Origin of the sequence: Chlorobaculum tepidum TLS (assembly GCF_000006985.1) — a bacterium.
Classification (GTDB): Bacteria; Bacteroidota; Chlorobiia; order Chlorobiales; family Chlorobiaceae; genus Chlorobaculum; species Chlorobaculum tepidum.
Genome location: NC_002932.3, coordinates 108,718 through 129,937 on the forward strand (window position 1 = coordinate 108,718; position 21,220 = coordinate 129,937).

Sequence of the window (21,220 nt, forward strand, 5' to 3'; positions counted from 1 at the left end):
GTTCGTTTACTGCGCTGATGCCGCGGCGCGGCGTTTTTTCTTTGCTGCCGTCTCGATGCACTCACGCTGGGCGATGACCACCGAGACGCCGTTGTACGCAAACTCGTCGCGCAGCACGGAGACGTTTTCGTGGAGATGCTGGCGCAGTGGCACGATGGTTCTGATGTGCGCCTCTTCGACGCCGAGGCCGATGCAGATATTCACCAGCTTCGAGCCGGAGGCCGACGAGCACTGCCCGCCGGTCATGGCGGTGGTGTTGTTGTCCGCAATGATCACCGTCACCGGTGTCCGGTCGTTGACCGCGTCGAGCAGGCCGGTCATGCCGGAGTGGGCGAAGGTCGAATCGCCGATGACGCATACGGCCGGCCTCAGTCCCGCATCTGCGGCACCCTTGGCCATGGTGATGGCAGCGCCCATGTCCACGCAGGTATGGATCGCGTTGTAGGGAGGCAGGGCTCCGAGCGTGTAGCAGCCGATGTCCGAAAAGACATGGTGGTCGGCGTTTTCTTTGATGGCGATGTTGATCGCGTCGAACATGTCGCGGTGTCCGCAGCCCTTGCAGAGCTCCGGCGGCCGTCCCACGACGATCTCCGGCGTGGTGGCGGTCTCAGGCGGCTTTACGCCGAGCGCCGCAGCAACCAGGTCGGTGGTCAGCTCGCCGTCACGCGGTAGGGTCCCGTCCATGCGCCCACGTACTTTCGCCGAACCGAAATAGCCTCGGAACAGCTCTTCGTAGACAGGATAGCCCTCCTCGACGACAAGCACCTCGGAGCAGGCCTCGAACAGTTCGTTCACCTGCGTCCGTGGCAGCGGATACTGCCCGATTTTCAGCAGCCGGCATTCGATGCTGTGGGCTTTCCGTGCCTCCATCGCGTAATTGTATCCGATGCCGAAAGCGATGATGCCAAGAGGGCCGTGCCCCTCGACTGGCTGGTTGAGAAACGACGACTCCGACAGCGCTTCGAGCATTGGCTGGAGGTCGAGCAGATGGCGGTACTGTACGCGGGCGTTTTGCGGCATCAGCACGAACCGGCCGGGCGCGTACTCGGCGCTGAGAGGATTCTGCTCCAGCGAGGCTTTCAGTTCGACGCCCGCGCGGGAGTGCGATAGTCGCGTCGTCATGCGCATGATGACCGGCAGGCGCACAGCTTCGGAGAGTTCGAAAGCGTGGAACATCGCGTCGTACAGCTCCTGCTGGGATGCCGGTTCGAGCACTGGCACCATGGCGAAACGCCCGTACACGCGGCTGTCCTGTTCGTTCTGTGACGAGTGCATCGACGGGTCGTCGGCCACGGCGAGCACCAACCCTCCGTTTACGCCCGTGATGGCCGAGTTCATGAAAGCGTCAGCAGCGACGTTCAGCCCGACATGCTTCATACACACGAGGCTTCGCTTTCCGGCGTACGACATGCCGAGGGCCGCTTCGTACGCGGTTTTTTCGTTCGCCGACCAGGCGGAGCGGATGCCGCTTTGGCGAGCCGGTGCGGAGCGCTGGATGTATTCGGTGATTTCAGTGGACGGGGTGCCGGGATAGGCATAGACGCCGGACAGTCCGGCATCGATCGCGCCCTGCGCGACAGCCTCGGCACCAAGAAGAAGTAAGCGGCTACGATTCATCTGTGGATTCTAACCTGGTCAATTGACAAAAATCAGAAAAATTTTGATTCCAAAGGAATCATAAAAAACGATAAGACTGCTCTCCGCTTACAGAAGAGCTGTGAATAGCCGTTATGGTCGGAAAGATAGTGAGGCGGACGTGCTTTTCTGAGACGTTTCAAACGCAGAGAGGCGTTGTTGACATCATCGCCTGTGGATTTTGCGAAACCCATGACGATGAAGGCTCGTTCGGTTTGACTCCATGAGAATGGTCAGGGCGATCCTCTTTTGTTCGCCCTGCGAGTGTTGTGAATTTCGGGAATGGCGATTCCTTTAACTCATTTTGCCGTCTCCTTCTTCCTGAACTCGATTGCCAGCCATTTTTCCTCGTATCCGGCGTGGGTGACTTTCATGCCGGCCAGGAAGGTTGGGAGGACGACACTTTTCTGGTGGTTGCCGATTCTGATCGTCAGCAAGTCGCCGACCTGCACGATGTTGGCTTCCATGCGGTTGTCAAAGACAAAGGGCAGGCGCAGCTTCATGACGTAATGCCCTTCGCCGGGCTTGACGATCTCTGTATGCTCTTCGTGGTAGAAGATGTCGAGCGGGTTGCGGTCGCCGTAAACTGTTTCGCCCACCTTTTTAAGCATCTCAAGACCGAGCACCTCGGTGCGGAAGAGCGGCACCCGGGTGATGGGAATCGGCCCGAAAGAGGATTCGATCTCTGCGATGTATTTTTTCTGAATCTCTTTCCACCCTTTGAAATACTGGCCGTCAACGTCGTCCATGTAAACGCGGTTGATGACGATCTGATCAATCGTGATGTTGTACAGATTGAGGTAGGTGAGTGCCCGCATCGACTCCTTGACGACCATTTTCTCCGGATTCATGACAAGTCGCACGGTGGTTTTCGAGTTGTCCGACAGGAGTTCGATGATCCCTTCGACCGACGAAAAGAGGTGATCGACCTGGTCATAGACGTCGGTGTCGGGCACGAAGTCGTGCAGGCGGCTGATGCGTTTGGAGAGCGGCCTGATGACCGGCTTGACGACGTACTTCTCCATGTTGCGCATCAGCTTGAGCATCCAGCCGAAGGTTTCCGGAATGGAGAGCAGGCGCAAGGTTTCGCCGGTTGGCGCACAGTCAACCACGAGCAGGTCATACTCGCTGGACTCGTTGTAGCGCTTGATGTAGGAGAGCGAGAAAAGCTCCTCCATGCCCGGCAGAACGCCCATCTCCTCGACGTAAATTCCCTCGATGCCCTGCACCTCCATCAGGTGGGCGAAGTGTTCGCGCACCACCTCCCAGTTGAGCGACAGATCGCCGTAAACGCTCACCTCCTGGCCCCAGAGATTTTCGGCCACCTTCACCGGCGATGGGCCGAGTTCGATGTCGAAGGAGTCGCCGAGGCTGTGGGCGGGATCGGTCGAGATGACCAGCGTTTTGTAGCCGAGAGCCGCGGCTCTGACGGCGGTCGACGCCGCGATGGAGGTTTTGCCGACGCCCCCCTTGCCCGTAAACACGATGTTTCTCATGCTGCCTCCTGTGAGGGAATTTTTTTGCCAATGTGCGGTCGTAACCTTTTACAACCGATTCGGGGAGCTGATAATTTCTGTGGAAAGCAAGTGGGCCGCAGGCCGTTGCAGGGGCTGTTCGCGCGCAGCAACAATCGGAATGTCGTTATTTGAGAATACGTTGCAGGAGTGAGCCCGTGTACCTGCCCGGAAGTTGGTCGTTATGGGCGTCATTCTCAGGCACTTTTGAGGGCTGTTTCCCGTTTGTGCGAAATCAGGAGCAATTTCCTTTCTCAATACGCCTCTTTTTTATGCTAAAAATGAGCAGGCGCTTGATTAATTATGAGCATATGGTTATAGTTGAGGCGCATGACTTGCGGCATCCATTTCAGCCTTTTTGTTTCAGCAGCGAGCGAGCCGTTGCCGGAATTTTCAAGGATTATTATTGTTTCATGATCGCGGACATGCCTTCACGTAATTATCAGTGTATCCATTTCGCTGCTCTGGCTGAGGTGTAGCCGTCGTTCTTTTTTCGGCCCGGGCAGGAGTGTTTGAGGTGTCTATTTGTTTTTAAATGGTTTAACAATGAAAATCTGACTCGTTATGGCAAAGGTTGTTGTTTTGGGAGCTGGCGTTTCGGGGCATACCTGCGCATCCTTTCTCAAGAAAAAACTTGGAAAGCAGCATGAGGTTGTGGTTATCTCGCCCAACAGCTATTACCAGTGGATTCCGTCGAATATATGGGTCGGCGTGGGCCATATGACCATCGACGATGTGCGCTTCAAGCTCAAGAAGGTTTATGACCGCTGGGGCATCGATTACAAGCAGGCGAAAGCCGTTTCGATTCATCCCGAGGGCGACGCCAACATCAGCAAGGGATACGTCACCATCGAGTACACCGACGAGGAGCACGCCGGGTACACCGAGACGGTCGATTACGACTACCTTGTCAACGCCACCGGTCCAAAGCTGAACTTCGAGGCTACCGAGGGGCTTGGGCCTGACAAAAACTCGCTGTCTGTCTGCACCTACAGCCACGCGGCTCATGCGTGGGAGGAGTTGCAAAAAAGCATCGAAAAGATGAAGAATGGTCAGAAGCAGCGTTTCCTCATTGGCACCGGCCATGCGATGGCTACCTGTCAGGGCGCAGCTTTCGAGTATATCCTGAACGTCGCTCACGAAATCTCCCGTCGCGGCCTGAGCCACATGGCGGAGCTGACCTGGATTTCAAACGAGTACGAGCTGGGTGATTTCGGTATGGGCGGCGCGTTCATCAAGCGCGGCGGTTACATTACGCCGACCAAGGTCTTTACCGAATCGCTGCTCGCTGAGTACGGCATCAAGTGGATCCGCCGGGCGGGTGTCTACAAGGTGGAGCCGGGCGTGGCCCACTACGAAACGCTCGACGGCGAAATGCTTTCGCAGGAGTTCGACTTTGCGATGCTTATTCCGTCGTTCTCCGGCGTTGGCCTGACCGCCTTCGACAAAAGCGGCAACGACATCACCGACAAGATGTTTCTGCCGAACAAGTTCATGAAGGTCGATGCGGACTACACCGCCAAGCCGTTCGGCGAGTGGGGCGCTAACGACTGGCCGACCATCTACCAGACGCCGATGTACAGCAATATCTACGCCGCGGGCATCGCCTTCGCGCCGCCGCATTCGATCTCGAAGCCCATGACGAGCGTGAATGGCCGCCAGATTTTCCCGACGCCGCCGCGCACCGGCATGCCGTCGGGCGTTATCGGCAAGATCATTGCGCTCAATATCTCCGAGCAGATCAAGGGCAACCACAAGGAGCACCATCACAAAGCCTCGATGGCCCGCATGGGCGCAGCCTGCATTGTGTCGGCCGGCTTCGGTTCGTTTGACGGACTCGGCGCGTCGATGACCGTGTTCCCCATCGTGCCCGATTGGGAGAAGTATCCGGAGTGGGGCCGCGACATGACCTACTCGGTCGGCGAAGTGGGGCTTGCCGGTCACTGGCTGAAGTTCATGCTGCACTACCTCTTCTTCCACAAGGCGAAAGGCTATCCGTTCTGGTACCTGATTCCGGAATAAGATGGGGCAACATTCAAGAGATATCGATTTCAATCTAAAACTCGTGAATCATGGGTAACTATAAATTCAAGGCATACTACGACGAAGCCTATCCTCCGGTGCCCGACAAGGCGACGCTTTTTTGGCGCAAGTTTATACCGTGGCAGCTCTTCAGGTTTTTCATCCTGAACATCAAGATGATCCGCATCGTCGTCGGCGGTCACTCCTGATCGTTCCATCGCGCATTCGGGAATGAGCCACAAAGCCCCGGAAGTTCCGGTTTCATCCGTGAACGTCCGGGGCTTTTGCGTGTTCCGTCACTTGACACCGTTTGCTGATTCTGTATTCTCAAGTTGAGAGCCATTTTGTTATACAGCTCCTTCGTTTAGCCATGCTTGTGCCCGGTGTTTCCAATTCAAAACAGGAGTGATCATGCAGGTATCCGAAGCTTGCCTGAATATCATCAGAGATTTTGAAGGGTTCATGCCAATGCCCTATCGTTGTCCAGCCGGTGTTCGATGCCCGGTTTTCGGTGACAGCGTTGAGCCTGCCAGTCTGTGGGCTATCAGACGCTTGTTGGCCTCCTCTCTTTCTCACAAATACCGGACGACTTCGTTGAGTGGCTTGCGGCTTTTCGGGCGGGTCTGTGCGTCGGCGGAGGCGTAACCGATCGGGGTGATGGCGAAAACTTCTTCGGATGGTTTCAGATCGAGCGCTTCGCGCAGCATTGCCGGGTCAAAGGCTGAAATCCAGCAGGTGGCGAGGCCTTCGGCATGCGCGGCCAGAATCAGCTGATCCATTGCGATGCCGAGGTCGGTTTCGATCGAGTTCCAGCCGTCTGACGGGCGCACCCAGGCATCATTGCGGTCACCGGTGACGATGAGGATGTGCGGCGCTTGCTGGAACCAGTCGCGCTTGTAGCAGGAGCGGATTTTCGCAAGCATCTCAGGCGAGCTGACCAGCAGGAACGTCCATGGCTGAAGGTTTTTGGCCGACGGGGCGAGCCGCCAGGCATCGAGCACCCGTTCGAGAATTTGTGGAGTCACGGGTTGGCTTGTGTCGTAACTGCGGACGTTTTTGCGGGATTCTGCAAGATCGTGCAGGTTTGTCATCGCTGCGTTTCTCCCTGGGCCAGCTTGCAGAGCATTTCGAGATCATCGCTTTTGCCGATAACGATGATCGTGCCGTTTTTCTGGATGATCTCCGCTGGGCGCGGCGTGGTGTGCAATTCGCCGTCCGGCAGCTTGTAGCCAACCACGTTGATGCGGTGGTTGTTGTACAGATCGACCTCCTGAAACGATTTGCCGACGAGCGGCGAATTGTCGCCAACCAGGTACTGGGCGATCCGGAGATTGAGGTTGTTGGCGTTGCTCAGCTCGTCGAGGTACTCTTCGAGTTCAGGTTCGGTCAGGAGGCTGGCCATGCGCTTGCCTGCCGAGCGGTAGAGCATCACCACCTTTTCAGCGCCTGCCCTGCGAAGCTTGCTTTCAGACCCGTCGCAGTCAGCCCGCGCCACGATGTACAGGTTTGGCTTGAGATTCCGCGCCGTCAGCACGATAAAGACGTTTTCAGCGTCGTTGCCTGCGGCGGCGATCAGCCCCTTTGCCCGGTGCAATCCGGCATCGGCCAGCACCTCTTCATCCGCGGCGTTGCCCTTGATGGCCAGGAATCCTTCATCGCGGGCGCGGAGCACGTTGTCGATCATGTTGTCGATGACCACGAAGGGGACCGCCTTGGCCCGAAGCTCTTCGGCGACGCTTCCCCCGAGACGACCGTAACCGCAGATGATGAAATGGTCGTTCAGTTTCCGAAGCATGCGTTCATTGCGTTGTTGTTCCCAATGCTCCTTCCACTCGCCCGAGACGAAGAAGACGGCCACACTGGTCAGGGTGAAGAAAAAGATGCCCGTGCCGCCGACGATCAGCACCATCGTGAAAATCTTGCCCACATCGTCCAGCGGACGGACTTCGCTGAAACCAACGGTGGCCACCGTGATGACCGTCATGTAAAGTGCGTCCAGGAGGCTCATGTTTTCGAGGTACATGTAGCCAACCGTTCCCGAAATGACCAGGAGTGCCACGCTGATGATCGAGACCGAGAACCGGCGGAGGGCGGAAATCTGTTGTGCGTCCTTGCTCAAGCGGCGATGGTGGTCATGGCGGTTAACGGAGCGCTCTCAGAGCTTGCGTATCTTGCCGAACTCTTTCGAGATTTTCTGGAACATATGATTGGTCGCTGTCTGCATGATGAGTGACATGCCGGTGCTGACCATGGTGCGCACAACCTTCTCGGGCACAATGCGGAAGGCCGGATAGAGCAGGAACGCGACATTGACCCAGAGGTCGAAATCAACTCTTGTCTGCTCTTGCTGTACCGGAACGATCAGCATGTCGGCCGTGACCTGGCCTTCGAAGAGGTACTTTTCAGGCATGGTGAATGTCTTGTCCTGGGCCAACGGCCGCCAGGTAATCTTCCGGCCCACCGTGAACTGGCGGATCATCTCGTCGCTCATCTCTTCGGGGTCCATCGAGGCGACCTCATCCGGAAGGTCGACGAGGATTTCGGTCTCCTGCTGGATGTTGAAGATCACGTCGAACGGGTTGTTCTGGGGATCGGTGACCCGGAAATGCCAGCGGTAGGCTTCATCCCGGTCGAGCGGCTCGACTTTGTGGCAGAATGGGTTGTAGGAGAGAATTCTCGTATGGTCGGAGAGATAGTCAACCGTGTCATCGAAGTTCCGGTAAAACATCCATTGACCCTTGCTCTTGCCCGTGGCTTTCATTTCCAGCATATCGTCTTCTCCGGCTCATGCGCGAATCAGCTCCACATGAGCGATCTTCATATCCTTTGGTTGAAAAAAATGGCCGGGTGGTCGGCGTTATCTCTGAAAATATAGCGAGTTCCCGGCAAAATTGCGCACATCCGCGCGTGCATCGCGGGCAACGAGGTCAGGCGGTTTCGGCCTGCAAGCGCTCGGCCTGGTCGTGCATTCGCAGCGCCTCGATGAGCGGGTCGAGCTCGCCCTGCATGATTTGCGGCAGGGCGTGGCTGGTGAAGCCGATGCGGTGGTCGGTCACGCGCGACTGGGGAAAGTTGTAGGTCCTGATCTTGGCGCTCCGGTCGCCGGTGGTTACCATCGAGCGGCGCAGGTCGGCGCGGCTCTTTTGCTGCTCGGCGATCTGGAGGTCGTAGAGCTTCGAGCGCAGCATCTTCATGGCCCGCTCGCGGTTCTGGAGCTGCGAGCGTTCCTCCTGGCAGGCGACGACGATGCCGCTCGGGACGTGGGTGATTCGCACGGCGGTTTCCACCTTGTTGACGTTCTGGCCGCCTTTGCCGCCACTGCGAAAGGTGTCTATCAGCAAATCTTCCTTGCGGATCTCCACGTCCACCTCTTCGGCTTCGGGGAGTACGGCGACGCTGGCCGCCGAGGTGTGGATGCGCCCCTGCGTTTCGGTTTCGGGCACGCGCTGCACGCGGTGCACACCGCTCTCGAACTTGAGGATACCGTAGACGTTGTGGCCGCTCACTTCAAGCGAAACCTCCTTGAGGCTGCCGGGCACTGAGCCTTCGCTCACTTCGAGCGTCTGGCAGCTCCACCCCTGCCGTTCGGCATAGCGCTGGTACATGCGCATCAGGTCGGCAGCGAACAGCCCCGCTTCGTCGCCACCGGTTCCCGCGCGGATTTCAATGATGGCGTTGCGGCTGTCGGCCTCGTCTTTTGGCAGCAGCAGGATTTTGAGCTGCTGCTCAAGCTTCGGGAGGCGCTCCTGGAGTTCGCCGGCCTCCTCTTCGACGAGGGCGCGCATTTCCGGATCATTTTCGTTTTTCTGCATCGAATGCGCCTCGTCGAGCTGCTTTTTGGTTCGGCTCCACTCGTCGTAAGCGCGCACGATCTCCTTCAGGCTGCTGTACTCCTTGTTCAGCTTCCTGAAGCGATTCTGGTCGGCGACCACCTCCGGATCGGAAAGCTGCTGCTCGATGGTCTGGAATTTATCCTTGATGGACTGAAGCTTGTCAAACATGGTTGCTCGCCGCTGCCGGAATCAGGGGTTCAGGAGGTCGTTTATCATGAAGTAGGCGAAGAGCATCAGCAGAAGAGTCATGCCGACCTGCTGGATACGCATTTTGACCTCGAACGGAATCTCCCTGCCCATGATGCCCTCGATGGCGTTGAGCACGAACTGCCCGCCGTCGAGCGCAGGGATGGGCAGAATATTGATGATCGCCAGCGAGATTGAGAGCACGGCCACAAAGTACATGAAGCTGATTGGTCCCTGCTCGGCGCTCTGGTTGGCGATGCGGGCGATCTTGATCGGGCCGCCGACCGACTTGCGGAAATCCTCCTTGCCGCTGAAAATTTTACCGAATCCCTGGACGGTCAGCACGGTGGTTTTCCAGGTCTGGTTCAGGCCGCTGGCGATGGCCTGCGGAAGCGAAAGCTTGATGCGTTCGGTCTCGATGGTCTGCTTGAGCGAAATGCCGATTTTGCCTGAGTTGTTCGGCGTCACCTCGGTGGTAATGGTTTGCCCCTTTTTGCGGATGAGAGCGGCGGTCAGCGGTTCGCCAGTCGAGTTTTTCAGATGCATCCAGGTGACGGTGAGCTTTTTGCCTGCGTTCGCGGAGATGATATTGACCACCTCGCTCCAGTCGGCCACTGGCGAGCCATTGATGGCAGTGATGAGGCCGCCCGGCATGATACCGGCTTTAGCCGCCGGATCGCCGGGCAGCACCTGGTCTATGACTGGAGGCACGGTTGGCCTGATGCCGATCGACTGGTTTCCGTTGATCCGGGAGATAATGTCTTTCGGCGCCGTGAGTGTCAACTCCTCTCCGTTCCGCTCAATGGTGTATTGCAGTTTTCCCGATGCCAGGCGCTCGGGATCGAGGGCCTCTTCCCAGTAGTGCAGTTTCTGGCCGTTGATCGCTACCAGATGGTCGCCGCTTTGCATGCCCATCGAAGAGAATACGGACTTCGGTTCGATAAAGGCTGGCGTGGTTATGGGAGTACGTGATTCTCCGAAAATGCTGGTGATACCGATGAAGATAACGGCGGCCAGCACCATGTTCATCGCCACGCCGCCAGCCAGCACGATGAGGCGCTGCCAGACCGGTTTGGCCCTGAACTCCCACGGTTGGACCTCTTGTGATACATGGTCGGTGTCCATGCTTTCGTCGATCATGCCGGCGATCTTGACGTAGCCGCCAATCGGGAAGGCGCCGATACCGTATTCGGTTTCTCCGATCTTTTTCTGCCACAGCTTGATGCCCCAGAAATCGAAACCGATGAAAAACCGGTCGACCCGCATGCCGAACATCCTCGCCGTGATAAAGTGGCCGAATTCGTGGGCCGTGACGAGGATGAAGATGGCGATGACGAAGAAGAATATCGTGTTCAGTAGCTCCATGTCAAATGCAGGTCGTTCGGTTGTTTCGTGATGTTTAGCCCGGAATTATCCGATAAGCTGCCGTGCGGTTTCGCGGGCCCATTTGTCTGCCTGAAGGTACTCCTCCAGCGTGATCGGCGTCCATGCTTCGTGTGCCTGCATGGTTTTATCGACCGTTCCGGCGATGTCGGTAAAGCCGATTTTCTTGTCGAGGAACGCCGCGACAGCGATTTCGTTGGCCGCGTTCAGTACCGCAGGATAGGTCTGGCCCGCCTTGAGGGCGTCGAAGGCCAGGCGCAGGGCCGGGAAGCGCTCCATGTCTGGCTCCTCGAAGGTGAGTGTGGCGACCTTGGTGAGATCGAGCTTGCCGATGCCGGTTTCGCAGCGCTCCGGCCAGGCGAGGGCATAGGCGATGGGAGCGCGCATGTCGGGCACGCCGAGCTGGGCGATGACGCAGCCGTCGATGTACTCAACCATCGAGTGAATGATGCTCTGCGGGTGCACCACGACGCCGATCTTCTCTGCGGGCATGTCGAAGAGCCAGTGCGCCTCGATTACCTCGAGCCCTTTGTTCATAAGGGTCGCCGAGTCGATGGTGATCTTCGCGCCCATCGACCACTGCGGGTGCTTGAGCGCCTGTTCCGGGCCGACGTTTTTCAACTCTTCGGCGGGCGTTTTACGGAATGGGCCACCTGATGCGGTCAGGATGATGCGTTCGATATCTTCCGTGCGGTGGCCGACCAGCGACTGAAAGATCGCCGAGTGCTCGCTGTCCACTGGCAGCAGTTTGACATCGTGCTTTTTGACGAGGTCCGAAACGAGCTGACCGGCGACGACGAGCGTCTCCTTGTTGGCCAGCGCGATGTCCTTTCCGGCTTCAATAGCCCTGACGGTTGGCACCAGTCCTGCCGCACCCACGATGGCCGAAACTACCATGTCTGCTCCATCGACGGCCGCAACTTCAGCTGCACCTTCGAGGCCGCAGAGAATTTCGGGCTTGTGATCGCCGAGCATCCCCTTGAGGCGCTCCCGCGACGCCTCGTCACGCACCGAGACCAGTGACGGCCTGAATTCATCGATTTGCTTGAGAAGCATTTCGACGTCGTGGCCCTCGGCAAGGGCCGCAATCGAAAACCTTTCAGGATGACGCCTGACGACGTCGAGTGTGCTGAGTCCAATGGAGCCGGTACTGCCGAGAATGGATAAGGATTTCATGTGTCATGACATTGGCGTGAAAAGAGGGACGAATTCGAGGCCTGAATTTATGCTTTTTCGGAGCGTCGAACAAACAAGGCTTTTCGACGCGGCGGGTACATAGCGGATTCTGTTTGTTATCTATTGAAAATGTGTTATACTGTCAACCCTTTTTCATGGGTCTCTAGCTCAGCTGGTTAGAGCGACTGGTTTACACCCAGTAGGTCGGGGGTTCGAATCCCTCGGGACCCACCCCTTCTCACTATCTCTTTTGATTTTCCGGTTTTTGCAGCGTTTTCAGGTCAGGATGCGAAACTCCCTGCAGGAGGTATCGACCTCTATTTCTTTTACTTTGATCGAGGTGACGCTTGAGCGTGAGGGGCCGATCCGGATCTGCCGGATCAGTTCGTCCACCCGTCCGCTGTCGCCCTGAGCTTCGACTTCGACTGTGCCGTCCGGCAGGTTGCGCGTCCATCCGGAAAGGCTTCGAGCGGAAGCTTCACGCAAGACGAACATGCGGAAGCCTACGCCCTGCACCAGGCCGCTGACGATGATGTGAACCCGTTTTTCCGTCATAGCGATCAATTCGACGACAGGTTTCTGGACTGCCGGAGCCTTTCGACGGCCTCTTCCAGTTCCTTGCGCTCCGGATCTGTTGCCGTTTCCTGCTGGGCAGAAACTGCAGGAGATGCAGCCTCTTCAGGTTCGGTATGGAGCTGTGACATCGCCATATCGACACCGTTCTGGCAGTCGTGGGCAAGGTGTTCGCTGAACTTGCCTGCCGGGCGCTTGCCGAGAATCTCCTCGATCCGGCAGTACTGCACGATCTCCTTCGAGAGCAGCTCTTTGGCAAGCATTTCGAGCTTGTCACGATTGTCCGAAAGCATCTGGTGAACCTGCTTGCGGGCGGCCTCGACGATCTCCTTGACCTCGTTGTCGATCAGCCTGGCGGTTTCGTCGCCATACTTCTTGTCAATGCCGGGGCCGCCGTAGTACGGGTTGTTGCTTTCGAGGAACGACAGGTAGCCGACCTTTTCGCTCATGCCGTACACGATCACCATGTTGTAGGCGATTTCAGTCACCCGTTCGAGGTCGTTTTGCGCGCCGGTCGAAATTTCGCCGAAGATGATCTCTTCGGCAACGCGCCCGCCGAGGAGGCCGCAGATGCGGGCGATCAGCTCGCTGCGGGTCATCAGGTAGCGGTCTTCGAGCGGGATGTTCAGAGTGTAGCCAAGCGCGCTGACGCCGCGTGGCACGATCGAAATCTTCTGCACCGGGTCGTTTTCCGGCATCAGCCAGCTTACAATGGCGTGGCCGGACTCGTGATAGGCCACGATCTCCTTTTCGCGCGGGTTGATCACCTTGTTTTTCTTTTCCAGACCGGCGATGACTCGCTCGATGGCGTCCTCGAAATCCTTCATTTCAATGCTCTGCTTGCCGCGCCTCGATGCGAGCAGGGCCGCTTCGTTGGCCGCATTGGCAATCTCCGCGCCCGCGAAACCGGGTGTCTGCGAGGCCAGCGCCTTGAGGTTGACGTCGGGCGAGAGCGAGAGGTTCTTGGTATGCACCGCGAAGATGTCGGTACGTCCCTTCAGGTCGGGCCTGTCAACCACGATTTGCCGGTCAAAGCGGCCCGGTCTGAGCAGCGCCGAGTCGAGCACATCCGCGCGGTTGGTGGCGGCCATGAGGATCACGCCCTTGTCGGTGGCGAAGCCGTCCATTTCGACCAGAAGCTGGTTCAGGGTGTTTTCGCGTTCGTCGTTTGCGCCCATCATAAAGCCCTTGCCACGGCTGCGTCCGACTGCGTCGATTTCATCGATGAAGATGATGCAAGGCGCTTTTTCCTTGGCCGACTTGAACAGATCGCGCACGCGCGCCGCGCCAACGCCCACAAACATCTCGACGAAGTCCGAGCCGCTGATGCTGAAAAAAGGCACGTTGGCTTCGCCCGCAACCGCTTTGGCGAGCAGCGTCTTGCCGGTGCCGGGAGGACCGACCAGCAGCACGCCCTTGGGCAGCTTGCCGCCGAGCTTGGTATACTTTTTCGGATCCTTGAGGAAGTCGACCACCTCCATCACCTCGGCCTTCGCTTCGTCCAGTCCGGCAACATCCTTAAAGGTGATGCGGGTGTGCTCGTCGAGGTTTTCATAGAGCGCGGCCTTGTTCTTGCCGATGTTCATGAACTGCGAACCGGGGCCGCCCATTCTGCGGAACATGAAGAAATAGATGCCGATAAGAAGCCCGAAGGGCAGAAGCCATTGCAGCAGTTCATTGATCCAGCCGTTGCCCGGGATCGCTTCGTAATGGATACCTTTCGATTCAAGAAGCGGAATCAGCTGCTCGTCCCGCACGGGGTTGACCGTCACCTCGTTTTTTGATGAGTTTTTGCCTGGCATCTGGAACGCCGGCGGATTTTGCCCGAAGGGTTTGTTTGTCGCTGTTGAGAGGGAGTCCTCCTTGAGCTGGACGTAGATTTTTTCGGGAGCGAGTTTGACCGATTCGACCCTGTTCTGGTCGATCAGTTTGCGGAAGTCACTGTAGGCGATCTCGCGGGTTGAGCCTGACCAGAAAAAGGCGAGTTGAAAACCGATGATCAGCAGGATGACTGCTATGTAGTAGAATATCGAAAACCGGGGCTTGCGCGGCCCGTTATCCGGCTCGTTATTGTATGGATTGTTCAGCTTGAATGGGTTGTTTGCCATCGAGTGCGTTCATGATTAAAGATATTCATCGTGACATCGTTGCCGTTGCTCAGACTCTTCATTTGCAATGAGTTGGCAAGTCAGCAAAAATAATACACCATTTTATTTGACTCGCAAGATACATAACTCTGTTGGATTAATATATTCTTTCGACTAATAGTTTCTTGATCACCAGTGGCTGCGGCGCTCAGGGATGGGTGATCACTGTTCATTCATCGGGCGCCATCAGTTATATTAAAAAACGGCAGTGTGTGAACTGACCCGATAATTTTTCATGTTTTTGCCATCAGTTATGAGTTCAGCAAGAGATAAGGCGAACCGCCGGATAGCTTCGCTCCAGTCGATGCTTTGTGTCGGGCTCGACAGTGATCCTTCGAAGATCCCCACGCTCTTCCATTCGATGGAGCGCCCGGTGCTTGAGTTCAACCGGGCGATTATCCGCGCGACTGGCGAGCACGCGGCAGCCTATAAAGTCAATACAGCATTCTACGAATCGCGGGGGCTTGCCGGAATGCGCGATCTTGACGATACACTCCAAGCGCTTCCGCCGGAGTGTCTGAGCATCGCGGACGCCAAGCGGGCCGACATCGGAAACACCAGCCGGCACTACGCAAAGGCATTTTTCGAGACATGGCCGTTCGATGCCATCACGGTGGCGCCTTACATGGGGTTCGATTCGCTCGAACCGTTTTTCGAGTATGACGACAAACTTGTCTTTGTCTTGTGCCTCACCTCGAATCCTGGCTCTGCTGATTTCGAAGAGCGCATTCTCGACGATGGCCGTCCGCTCTACCGCGCCGTGCTCGACAGGGTTCGGAGCTGGCAGCGCAACGGAAATGCCGGAATCGTCGTCGGCGCAACCAAGGCCAGCTTGCTGCAAGAGCTTCGGCAGGAAGCGCCGGAGCTGTTTTTCCTGATTCCCGGTGTCGGTGCGCAGGGCGGGTCGATGCAGGAAGCTGTCAATCAGGGTGCCGATCCGGATCGCGGTGGCGCGGTGGTCAACGTGAGCCGGGCGCTCATTTTTCCGAAGGGCGACTTCCGGAGTATCTCGGAGTTCGAGGAGGCGGTGCGTCGCGAGGCGGCAAAGTTGCATGATGATATAAAAGAGGTACTGTAAATTTGTGCGCATATAGTATATTGGGAGCAGAATTCTTTTCATAATACGGTTTTTTTTGCCTCAAAAGGGTGCGGCTACCGGCAGGAAGCAGCGGTAACGTTTTACAAAAGATTGTTTATCTATGTGCGGAATCATTGGTTATATCGGCAGGCGCGAAGCTGCGCCTCTCTTGCTGAACGGTTTGAAACGGCTGGAGTATCGCGGTTATGACTCGGCAGGCATGGCCGTCCTGAACGGCTCGATGAAGATGCTCAAAAAGAAGGGGAGCGTCAGCAATCTTGAAGAGCTTCTGAATGTGTCGGGCACCGTCATGCTCGGCGCGACGGTCGGCATCGCCCACACCCGCTGGGCGACCCATGGCGATCCGAGCGACCGGAATGCTCATCCTCACATGAATGTTTCCGGCGATATCGCCCTGATCCACAACGGCATCATCGAAAACTATTCTGCCCTCAAGCAGGAGTTGATGGGCGAGGGCTATGTCTTTGAAAGTGATACCGATTCAGAGGTGCTCGTTCACCTGATTGACCGCATCTGGAAAAACGATTCGGCGCTCGGTCTTGAAGGTGCGGTGCGTCAGGCGCTCCGGCATGTCGAGGGCGCATATGGTATCTGCGTCGTCTCCTCGCGCGAGCCGGACAAGATCGTGGTGGCTCGCAAGGGCAGCCCTTTGGTGATCGGTCTCGGTGATGGCGAGTTCTTCATCGCTTCCGATGCGGCACCCATCGTCGAGCACACCAACAAGGTGGTTTATCTGTCGGACGGAGAGATGGCGGTTGTGACGCGCGACAGCTACACGGTCAAGACGATTGAAAATGTCGAGCAGCAAAAAAGGGTGACGGAGCTCGACTTCAGCCTTGAAAAGATCGAGAAGGGCGGGTTCGAGCACTTCATGCTCAAGGAGATTTTCGAGCAGCCCGAGGTGATGCGCGATGTCATGCGTGGCCGGGTGCGTGTCGAGGAGGGACGGGTGCATCTTGGTGGCATCCACGACTATCTCGACCGGCTGAAGCAGGCCAAGCGGATCATGATCTGCGCCTGTGGCACGAGCTGGCACGCCGGTCTGATCGGTGAGTATCTGATCGAGGAGTTTGCCCGGATTCCGGTAGAGGTCGATTACGCCTCGGAGTTCAGGTACCGCAACCCGATTGTCTCTTCCGACGATGTGGTGATCGTGATCTCCCAGTCGGGCGAAACCGCCGACACGCTGGCCGCACTCAGGCTGGCCAAGGAGAAGGGGGCCATGGTGATGGGAATCTGCAATGTGGTCGGTTCGACGATTCCGCGCGAGACGCTGTGCGGCATGTACACCCACGCTGGGCCTGAGGTGGGCGTGGCCTCGACCAAGGCGTTTACGGCGCAGGTGATAGTGCTCTTCATGCTCGCTATGGCGTTGAGCAAAGGGCGCACCATTTCGCAGGAGGAGATCAAGCTCAATCTGAGGGAGCTGGCTGAAGTGCCGGACAAGGTTGCATGGATTCTGGAGCAGAACGACGCGATCAAGGAGATTGCCGTCAAGCTCAAGGATGCACGCAACGCGCTTTATCTTGGCCGGGGATATAACTTCCCCGTTGCGCTCGAAGGCGCGCTGAAACTCAAGGAGATTTCCTACATCCATGCCGAGGGCTATCCAGCCGCCGAGATGAAGCACGGTCCGATCGCCCTGATTGACGAGGATATGCCGGTAATCGTTATTGCCACCCGTGACAATACCTATGCCAAGATTCTGAGCAACATCGAGGAGGTTCGTAGCCGCAAAGGAAGGGTGATCGCCATCGCCAGTGAAGGTGACCGGGAGATCGAGCGGCTGACGGAAGATGTGATCTACATCCCGCAGGCTTCCGCCGCAGTACTGCCGCTGCTGACGGTTATTCCGCTGCAACTGCTCTCTTATCACGTAGCAACGCTGCGCGGCTGTAACGTCGATCGTCCTCGCAACCTCGCCAAGTCGGTGACGGTGGAGTAGCGATTTTTTTCTCGATTCAGCTCCTTCCCTTTTGCTGCGTCAGACAGGCGAAAGGGGGGCTTTTTACCTTGATAGACCCTCCAAAAAAAGATAAAGAGCAGTTCGCCATGCTTTTTCGTTTTGCAGTCTGGTGACAAGCCTTCGGGGCGTAGCAGTTTACAGCAACAGAGGCTTTCGGGAATTATTTCTTCACCTCTTCCGGTTATCTGTCGAACAGTAACACCTACCTAATTCAAACCGCAGACTCATGGAAGGCCATATCGTTATCACGGGCGCTACCGGAGTGATTGGCAGCGAAGTTGCTCGCAGGCTTATCAAATCTGGCAGGGAGGTCGTTGTTTTTGCCCGATCTCCACAATCGGCAGCGGCAAAAGTCCCTGGTGCGGCGGATTATGTGCGCTGGGACTCGGATATGGCTCCGGATGGATGGAGCTCATCGATCGATGGCGCGTATGCGGTTATTCATCTTGCCGGTCGGCCGCTACTTGAAACCCGCTGGACCGAGGAGCACAAAGTGGCCTGCTACGACTCCCGCATCAAGGGCACCAGGGCGCTGGTGGCTGCGATGGCGTCAGCATCAGTCAAACCCAAAGTGTTCGTTTCTTCTTCGGCTATCGGCTACTATGGTTCGTTTGATCGGTGCGAAGAGACCGACCCATTGACGGAGAAGGCCGCGCCGGGCAAGGATTTTCTCGCTAAAATCTGTTTCGACTGGGAAAAGGAGGCTCGTCCGGCGGAAACGCTTGGCACGAGAGTTGTTCTCCTCAGAACCGGTATTGTGCTTTCCACCAAAGGGGGGATGTTGCAGAAGATGATGATCCCCTTCAGTTACTTTGTCGGCGGGCCGGTTGGCTCCGGCGATCAGTGCCTGTCATGGATTCATCTCGATGACGAGGTGTCGATCATTCTTCAAGCGCTCGATAATGCTGACTGGAGCGGCCCTGTTAATGCGGTTGCTCCTGAACCTGTCAGCATGAAAGCTTTTGCAGATTCGCTTGGTTTGGTGATGCATCGGCCATCCCTGTTTCCGGTGCCGAAGTTGGCGGTTCAGATACTTCTGGGAGAGGGTGCCGACTATGCCGTCAAGGGGCAGAAGGTTTCGCCGGAGTTTCTCAAAGAGCGCGACTTTCATTTCGCCTGGCCGTCGCTGAATGAAGCGCTTGCCGATCTTGTTTCAAGAGGGATTTGACCGGCAGCGTTTACCTCTGACCCCCGAAGGGGACCGCATCGGTGTCAAGGCCGACACGTGAAATATAAAAAGCGGGTCAGGCATTTTTTATAAGCCTGCCCGCCTGGAAAATCTTTTGCGTGAAGCAGTTGGTGCGCTCAGTATTGCTCTCTTCTGGGAGGACGCTGCTCGCGAGGCCTTGCCTCGTTCACTTTTATGGTGCGGCCTTTAAAGTCCTTGTCGTTCATGGCATCGATCGCTTCGCGAGCTTCACTTTCGTTCGGCATGTCAACGAACCCGAAGCCTTTGGAGCGACCAGAAAATTTGTCAGTGATGATGTTGGCGCTATGCACCTGCCCGAACTCGGAGAATTTGTCGCGCAGGTCTTCATCGGTAACGCTGTATGGCAGATTGCCAATGTAAATGTTCATTGTGGGACGGTAGAAACATGTGCTTCGATAAAAAAGAAACGCCACGAGATAACCAAAGCACCTGTTTTCTCGCAAGCGATCAGCCAACCACTGGCTAAATGATTTTATAATTTACCTCATTAAAAAATCGTTTTCAAAAAGAAAAACGTTTTCACCGGGCGATTCCACTGTGAAAATTCGTTCAGAAACGATTCTTTTTCGCCTTTCTATCTCGCTGTCTGCTGGTATTGTTGCCCGATGGTTAATCCCTCACGTTCATGCAGGAAAACTTCAAATATGTTGTTATAATCGCCATATTCTACCTGTTCGTAAGAAAATGGCTTAAAAATTTGCTTGTGCTTTAATATTTAATTATAATTCGCATTCTTTCATAAAAGATTTAGGTGTTTGAAATTTTTAAACAAGAAGGTTATGGCGAAAAAAATCAGTGCGGCGGTGATGCTGTTTTTTGCAGTGATGATGGCGCATGGCACCGTTTGGGCAGGCGAGCCGGTGAGCATCGATACCGGCACGACATCCTGGATGCTGACCTCCACGGCGCTCGTGTTGCTCATGGTGCCAGGGTTGGCGATGTTCTATGGCGGCCTGGTCAGGACGAAGAATGTTATCGGCACGATGATGCACAGCTTTGGCGCTATGGTCATCATTGGCGTCTTGTGGCCACTGGTCGGATACTCGCTCAGCTTTGGCCACGGTATTCTCGGCGGCCTGGTTGGATGGGATCCGAAATATTTCATGTTGCAGGGGATTGATGATACCATCATGGCGAGTCATATCCCTGAATATGTCTTTGCCATGTTCCAGGGCAAATTCGCCATCATCACTCCTGCGCTGATTGCTGGTGCTTTTGCCGAGCGGGTCAATTTCAAGGGGTATCTGTTGTTTATTGCCTTGTGGAGCATTTTCGTGTACAGCCCGATCTGCCACTGGGTCTGGGCTGGCGACGGTTTTCTGTTCAATCTCGGCGCGATGGGCGCTATCGATTTTGCTGGTGGCACGGTCGTGCACATCTCTTCCGGCGTGACCGGCCTTGTCGCGGCGCTCTTCCTTGGCTCGCGTCGCGGATATCCGAGCAACGTCACCTCGCCGAACAACCTGGTCATGACCCTCGTGGGTGCGGGCCTGCTCTGGGTGGGATGGTTCGGTTTCAATGCTGGCAGCGCCATCGCCAGCGATCTTGCCACGGCTCGCGCACTGACCGTGACCCAGGTTGCCGCGGCGTCGGGCGCATTCACCTGGCTCATCATCGAACTGGTGCATCACAATAAGGCAACCAGCCTTGGCGTGGCATCGGGTATTCTGGCTGGTCTGGTGGCGATCACCCCTGCCGCGGGCGTCGTGCAGCCATCGGGCGCGTTCGCGCTTGGCGCTATTGCCGCCATTGTCTGCTACCTCGGCCTCATGCTGAAGAGCAAGCTCGGCTACGATGACAGCCTCGATGCTTTCGGCGTGCACGGTGTTGGCGGTATTGTCGGCGCTCTCTGCCTGATTTTCTTCATTCGCCCGTCGTGGATGGCCGACGCCGCTGTCAAGGCTGGCGGAAGCTGGACGGTCTGGCAGCAGCTTGGCGTTCAGGCTACGGCTGTCGGGATTACGGTCGTCTATGCGGCAGTTGTTTCACTGGTGATCCTGTTCATCGTCGAGAAAACCATCGGCCTGCGTGCCAAAGAGAATGATGAAATGTCCGGTCTCGATCACAGTATGCACAGTGAACAGGGATATGGCCTTATCAATCCTAACTAATTACCAAAAATGAAACTGATAACCGCCATCATACAGCCCGACAGGCTCGACCATGTTCGCGAAGCGCTGATTCAGGCTGATATTACAAGGATTACCGTCAGCCGGGTCTCTGGTCACGGACGCCAGGAGGATATCGAATACTACCGCGGCCAGAAAATCGCGCCGAACCTGCTCCCGAAAGTTCGTCTCGATATCGCCGTTAATGACCAGTTTGTCAATGTTACCGTTGATACCATCGTTGCAGCCGCAAGGCACGAAAGTGGTGAGATCGGCGATGGCAAGATATTTATCACTCCTTTGGAGGAGTGCGTGAGGATCAGAACCAACGAACGAGGAGGTAGCGCTATCTGATTGATACCGCTTTT

18 protein-coding genes and 1 tRNA gene are annotated in these 21,220 nt (G+C 56.4%); 8 read left to right on the forward strand and 11 right to left on the reverse strand.

What is annotated here, in order from left to right; genetic code table 11:
• Nucleotides 1-6: 6 nt before the first annotated feature.
• Nucleotides 7-1,617 (reverse strand): thiamine pyrophosphate-dependent enzyme, encoded by a 1,611-nt coding sequence (locus tag AYT24_RS00555; RefSeq protein WP_010931808.1) that lies wholly within the window; start codon nt 1,615-1,617, stop codon nt 7-9.
• 317 nt (nt 1,618-1,934) lie between these two features.
• Complete coding sequence (locus AYT24_RS00560) at nt 1,935-3,131, reverse strand: ArsA family ATPase (protein WP_010931810.1); 1,197 nt, start codon at nt 3,129-3,131, stop codon at nt 1,935-1,937.
• A gap of 582 nt (nt 3,132-3,713) precedes the next feature.
• Here AYT24_RS00560 and AYT24_RS00565 point away from each other — a divergent pair.
• Nucleotides 3,714-5,171, forward strand: coding sequence for a sulfide:quinone reductase (locus tag AYT24_RS00565; protein WP_010931811.1), 1,458 nt, complete (start codon nt 3,714-3,716; stop codon nt 5,169-5,171).
• Nucleotides 5,172-5,221: 50 nt separating this feature from the next.
• Nucleotides 5,222-5,380 (forward strand): hypothetical protein, encoded by a 159-nt coding sequence (locus AYT24_RS10380; RefSeq protein ID WP_010931812.1) that lies wholly within the window; start codon nt 5,222-5,224, stop codon nt 5,378-5,380.
• 363 nt (nt 5,381-5,743) lie between these two features.
• On the opposite strand, the gene AYT24_RS00570 is transcribed toward AYT24_RS10380, so the two are convergent.
• From AYT24_RS00570 to AYT24_RS00595, 6 genes are all read right to left on the reverse strand, one after another.
• Nucleotides 5,744-6,262 carry a nitroreductase family protein gene (locus AYT24_RS00570; protein WP_010931814.1) on the reverse strand — a complete coding sequence of 173 codons (519 nt, stop codon included), beginning with the start codon at nt 6,260-6,262 and terminating at the stop codon, nt 5,744-5,746.
• Nucleotides 6,259-7,290 carry a potassium channel family protein gene (locus AYT24_RS00575; protein ID WP_010931815.1) on the reverse strand — a complete coding sequence of 344 codons (1,032 nt, stop codon included), beginning with the start codon at nt 7,288-7,290 and terminating at the stop codon, nt 6,259-6,261. The genes AYT24_RS00570 and AYT24_RS00575 overlap by 4 nt, the downstream gene beginning before the upstream one ends.
• Nucleotides 7,291-7,326: 36 nt before the next feature.
• Nucleotides 7,327-7,941: a hypothetical protein gene (locus AYT24_RS00580; RefSeq protein WP_010931816.1), complete on the reverse strand. Its 615-nt coding sequence runs from the start codon at nt 7,939-7,941 to the stop codon at nt 7,327-7,329.
• A 157-nt stretch (nt 7,942-8,098) separates the two neighbouring features.
• Nucleotides 8,099-9,172 carry a peptide chain release factor 1 gene (prfA, locus tag AYT24_RS00585; RefSeq protein ID WP_010931817.1) on the reverse strand — a complete coding sequence of 358 codons (1,074 nt, stop codon included), beginning with the start codon at nt 9,170-9,172 and terminating at the stop codon, nt 8,099-8,101.
• A gap of 21 nt (nt 9,173-9,193) precedes the next feature.
• Complete coding sequence (rseP, locus tag AYT24_RS00590) at nt 9,194-10,555, reverse strand: RIP metalloprotease RseP (protein ID WP_010931818.1); 1,362 nt, start codon at nt 10,553-10,555, stop codon at nt 9,194-9,196.
• Nucleotides 10,556-10,600: 45 nt separating this feature from the next.
• The gene (locus tag AYT24_RS00595) at nt 10,601-11,749 is read right to left on the reverse strand and encodes a 1-deoxy-D-xylulose-5-phosphate reductoisomerase (protein ID WP_010931819.1); all 1,149 of its coding nucleotides are present in this window, start codon (nt 11,747-11,749) and stop codon (nt 10,601-10,603) included.
• A gap of 157 nt (nt 11,750-11,906) precedes the next feature.
• Between AYT24_RS00595 and AYT24_RS00600 the strand changes: the two genes are divergently transcribed.
• Nucleotides 11,907-11,980 (forward strand) — tRNA-Val (locus AYT24_RS00600).
• Nucleotides 11,981-12,025: 45 nt separating this feature from the next.
• On the opposite strand, the gene AYT24_RS00605 is transcribed toward AYT24_RS00600, so the two are convergent.
• Both AYT24_RS00605 and ftsH read right to left on the reverse strand, forming a co-directional pair.
• On the reverse strand, nt 12,026-12,304 hold the full coding sequence (locus AYT24_RS00605; protein ID WP_010931820.1) for an acylphosphatase: 279 nt from the start codon (nt 12,302-12,304) through the stop codon (nt 12,026-12,028).
• 5 nt (nt 12,305-12,309) lie between these two features.
• Complete coding sequence (gene ftsH / locus AYT24_RS00610) at nt 12,310-14,430, reverse strand: ATP-dependent zinc metalloprotease FtsH (protein ID WP_010931821.1); 2,121 nt, start codon at nt 14,428-14,430, stop codon at nt 12,310-12,312.
• 292 nt (nt 14,431-14,722) lie between these two features.
• Between ftsH and pyrF the strand changes: the two genes are divergently transcribed.
• The 3 genes from pyrF to AYT24_RS00625 all read left to right on the forward strand — a co-directional run bounded on the left by pyrF (nt 14,723) and on the right by AYT24_RS00625 (nt 18,702).
• Nucleotides 14,723-15,547 (forward strand): orotidine-5'-phosphate decarboxylase, encoded by an 825-nt coding sequence (gene pyrF, locus AYT24_RS00615; protein ID WP_010931823.1) that lies wholly within the window; start codon nt 14,723-14,725, stop codon nt 15,545-15,547.
• A 121-nt stretch (nt 15,548-15,668) separates the two neighbouring features.
• Entirely contained in the window at nt 15,669-17,513 is a 1,845-nt protein-coding gene (glmS, locus tag AYT24_RS00620; protein ID WP_010931824.1) for a glutamine--fructose-6-phosphate transaminase (isomerizing), read from the forward strand.
• Between the two features lie 247 nt (nt 17,514-17,760).
• Nucleotides 17,761-18,702, forward strand: a complete 942-nt coding sequence (locus AYT24_RS00625; protein WP_010931825.1) for a TIGR01777 family oxidoreductase — start codon at nt 17,761-17,763, stop codon at nt 18,700-18,702.
• A gap of 137 nt (nt 18,703-18,839) precedes the next feature.
• Here AYT24_RS00625 and AYT24_RS00630 read toward each other — a convergent pair whose 3' ends face one another.
• On the reverse strand, nt 18,840-19,112 hold the full coding sequence (locus AYT24_RS00630) for an RNA recognition motif domain-containing protein (RefSeq protein ID WP_010931826.1): 273 nt from the start codon (nt 19,110-19,112) through the stop codon (nt 18,840-18,842).
• A 411-nt stretch (nt 19,113-19,523) separates the two neighbouring features.
• Between AYT24_RS00630 and AYT24_RS00635 the strand changes: the two genes are divergently transcribed.
• Together AYT24_RS00635 and AYT24_RS00640 are read left to right on the forward strand one after the other, a co-directional pair.
• Complete coding sequence (locus AYT24_RS00635; protein ID WP_010931827.1) at nt 19,524-20,855, forward strand: ammonium transporter; 1,332 nt, start codon at nt 19,524-19,526, stop codon at nt 20,853-20,855.
• Nucleotides 20,856-20,864: 9 nt separating this feature from the next.
• Nucleotides 20,865-21,206, forward strand: coding sequence for a P-II family nitrogen regulator (locus tag AYT24_RS00640; RefSeq protein WP_010931828.1), 342 nt, complete (start codon nt 20,865-20,867; stop codon nt 21,204-21,206).
• Nucleotides 21,207-21,220: the final 14 nt, after the last annotated feature.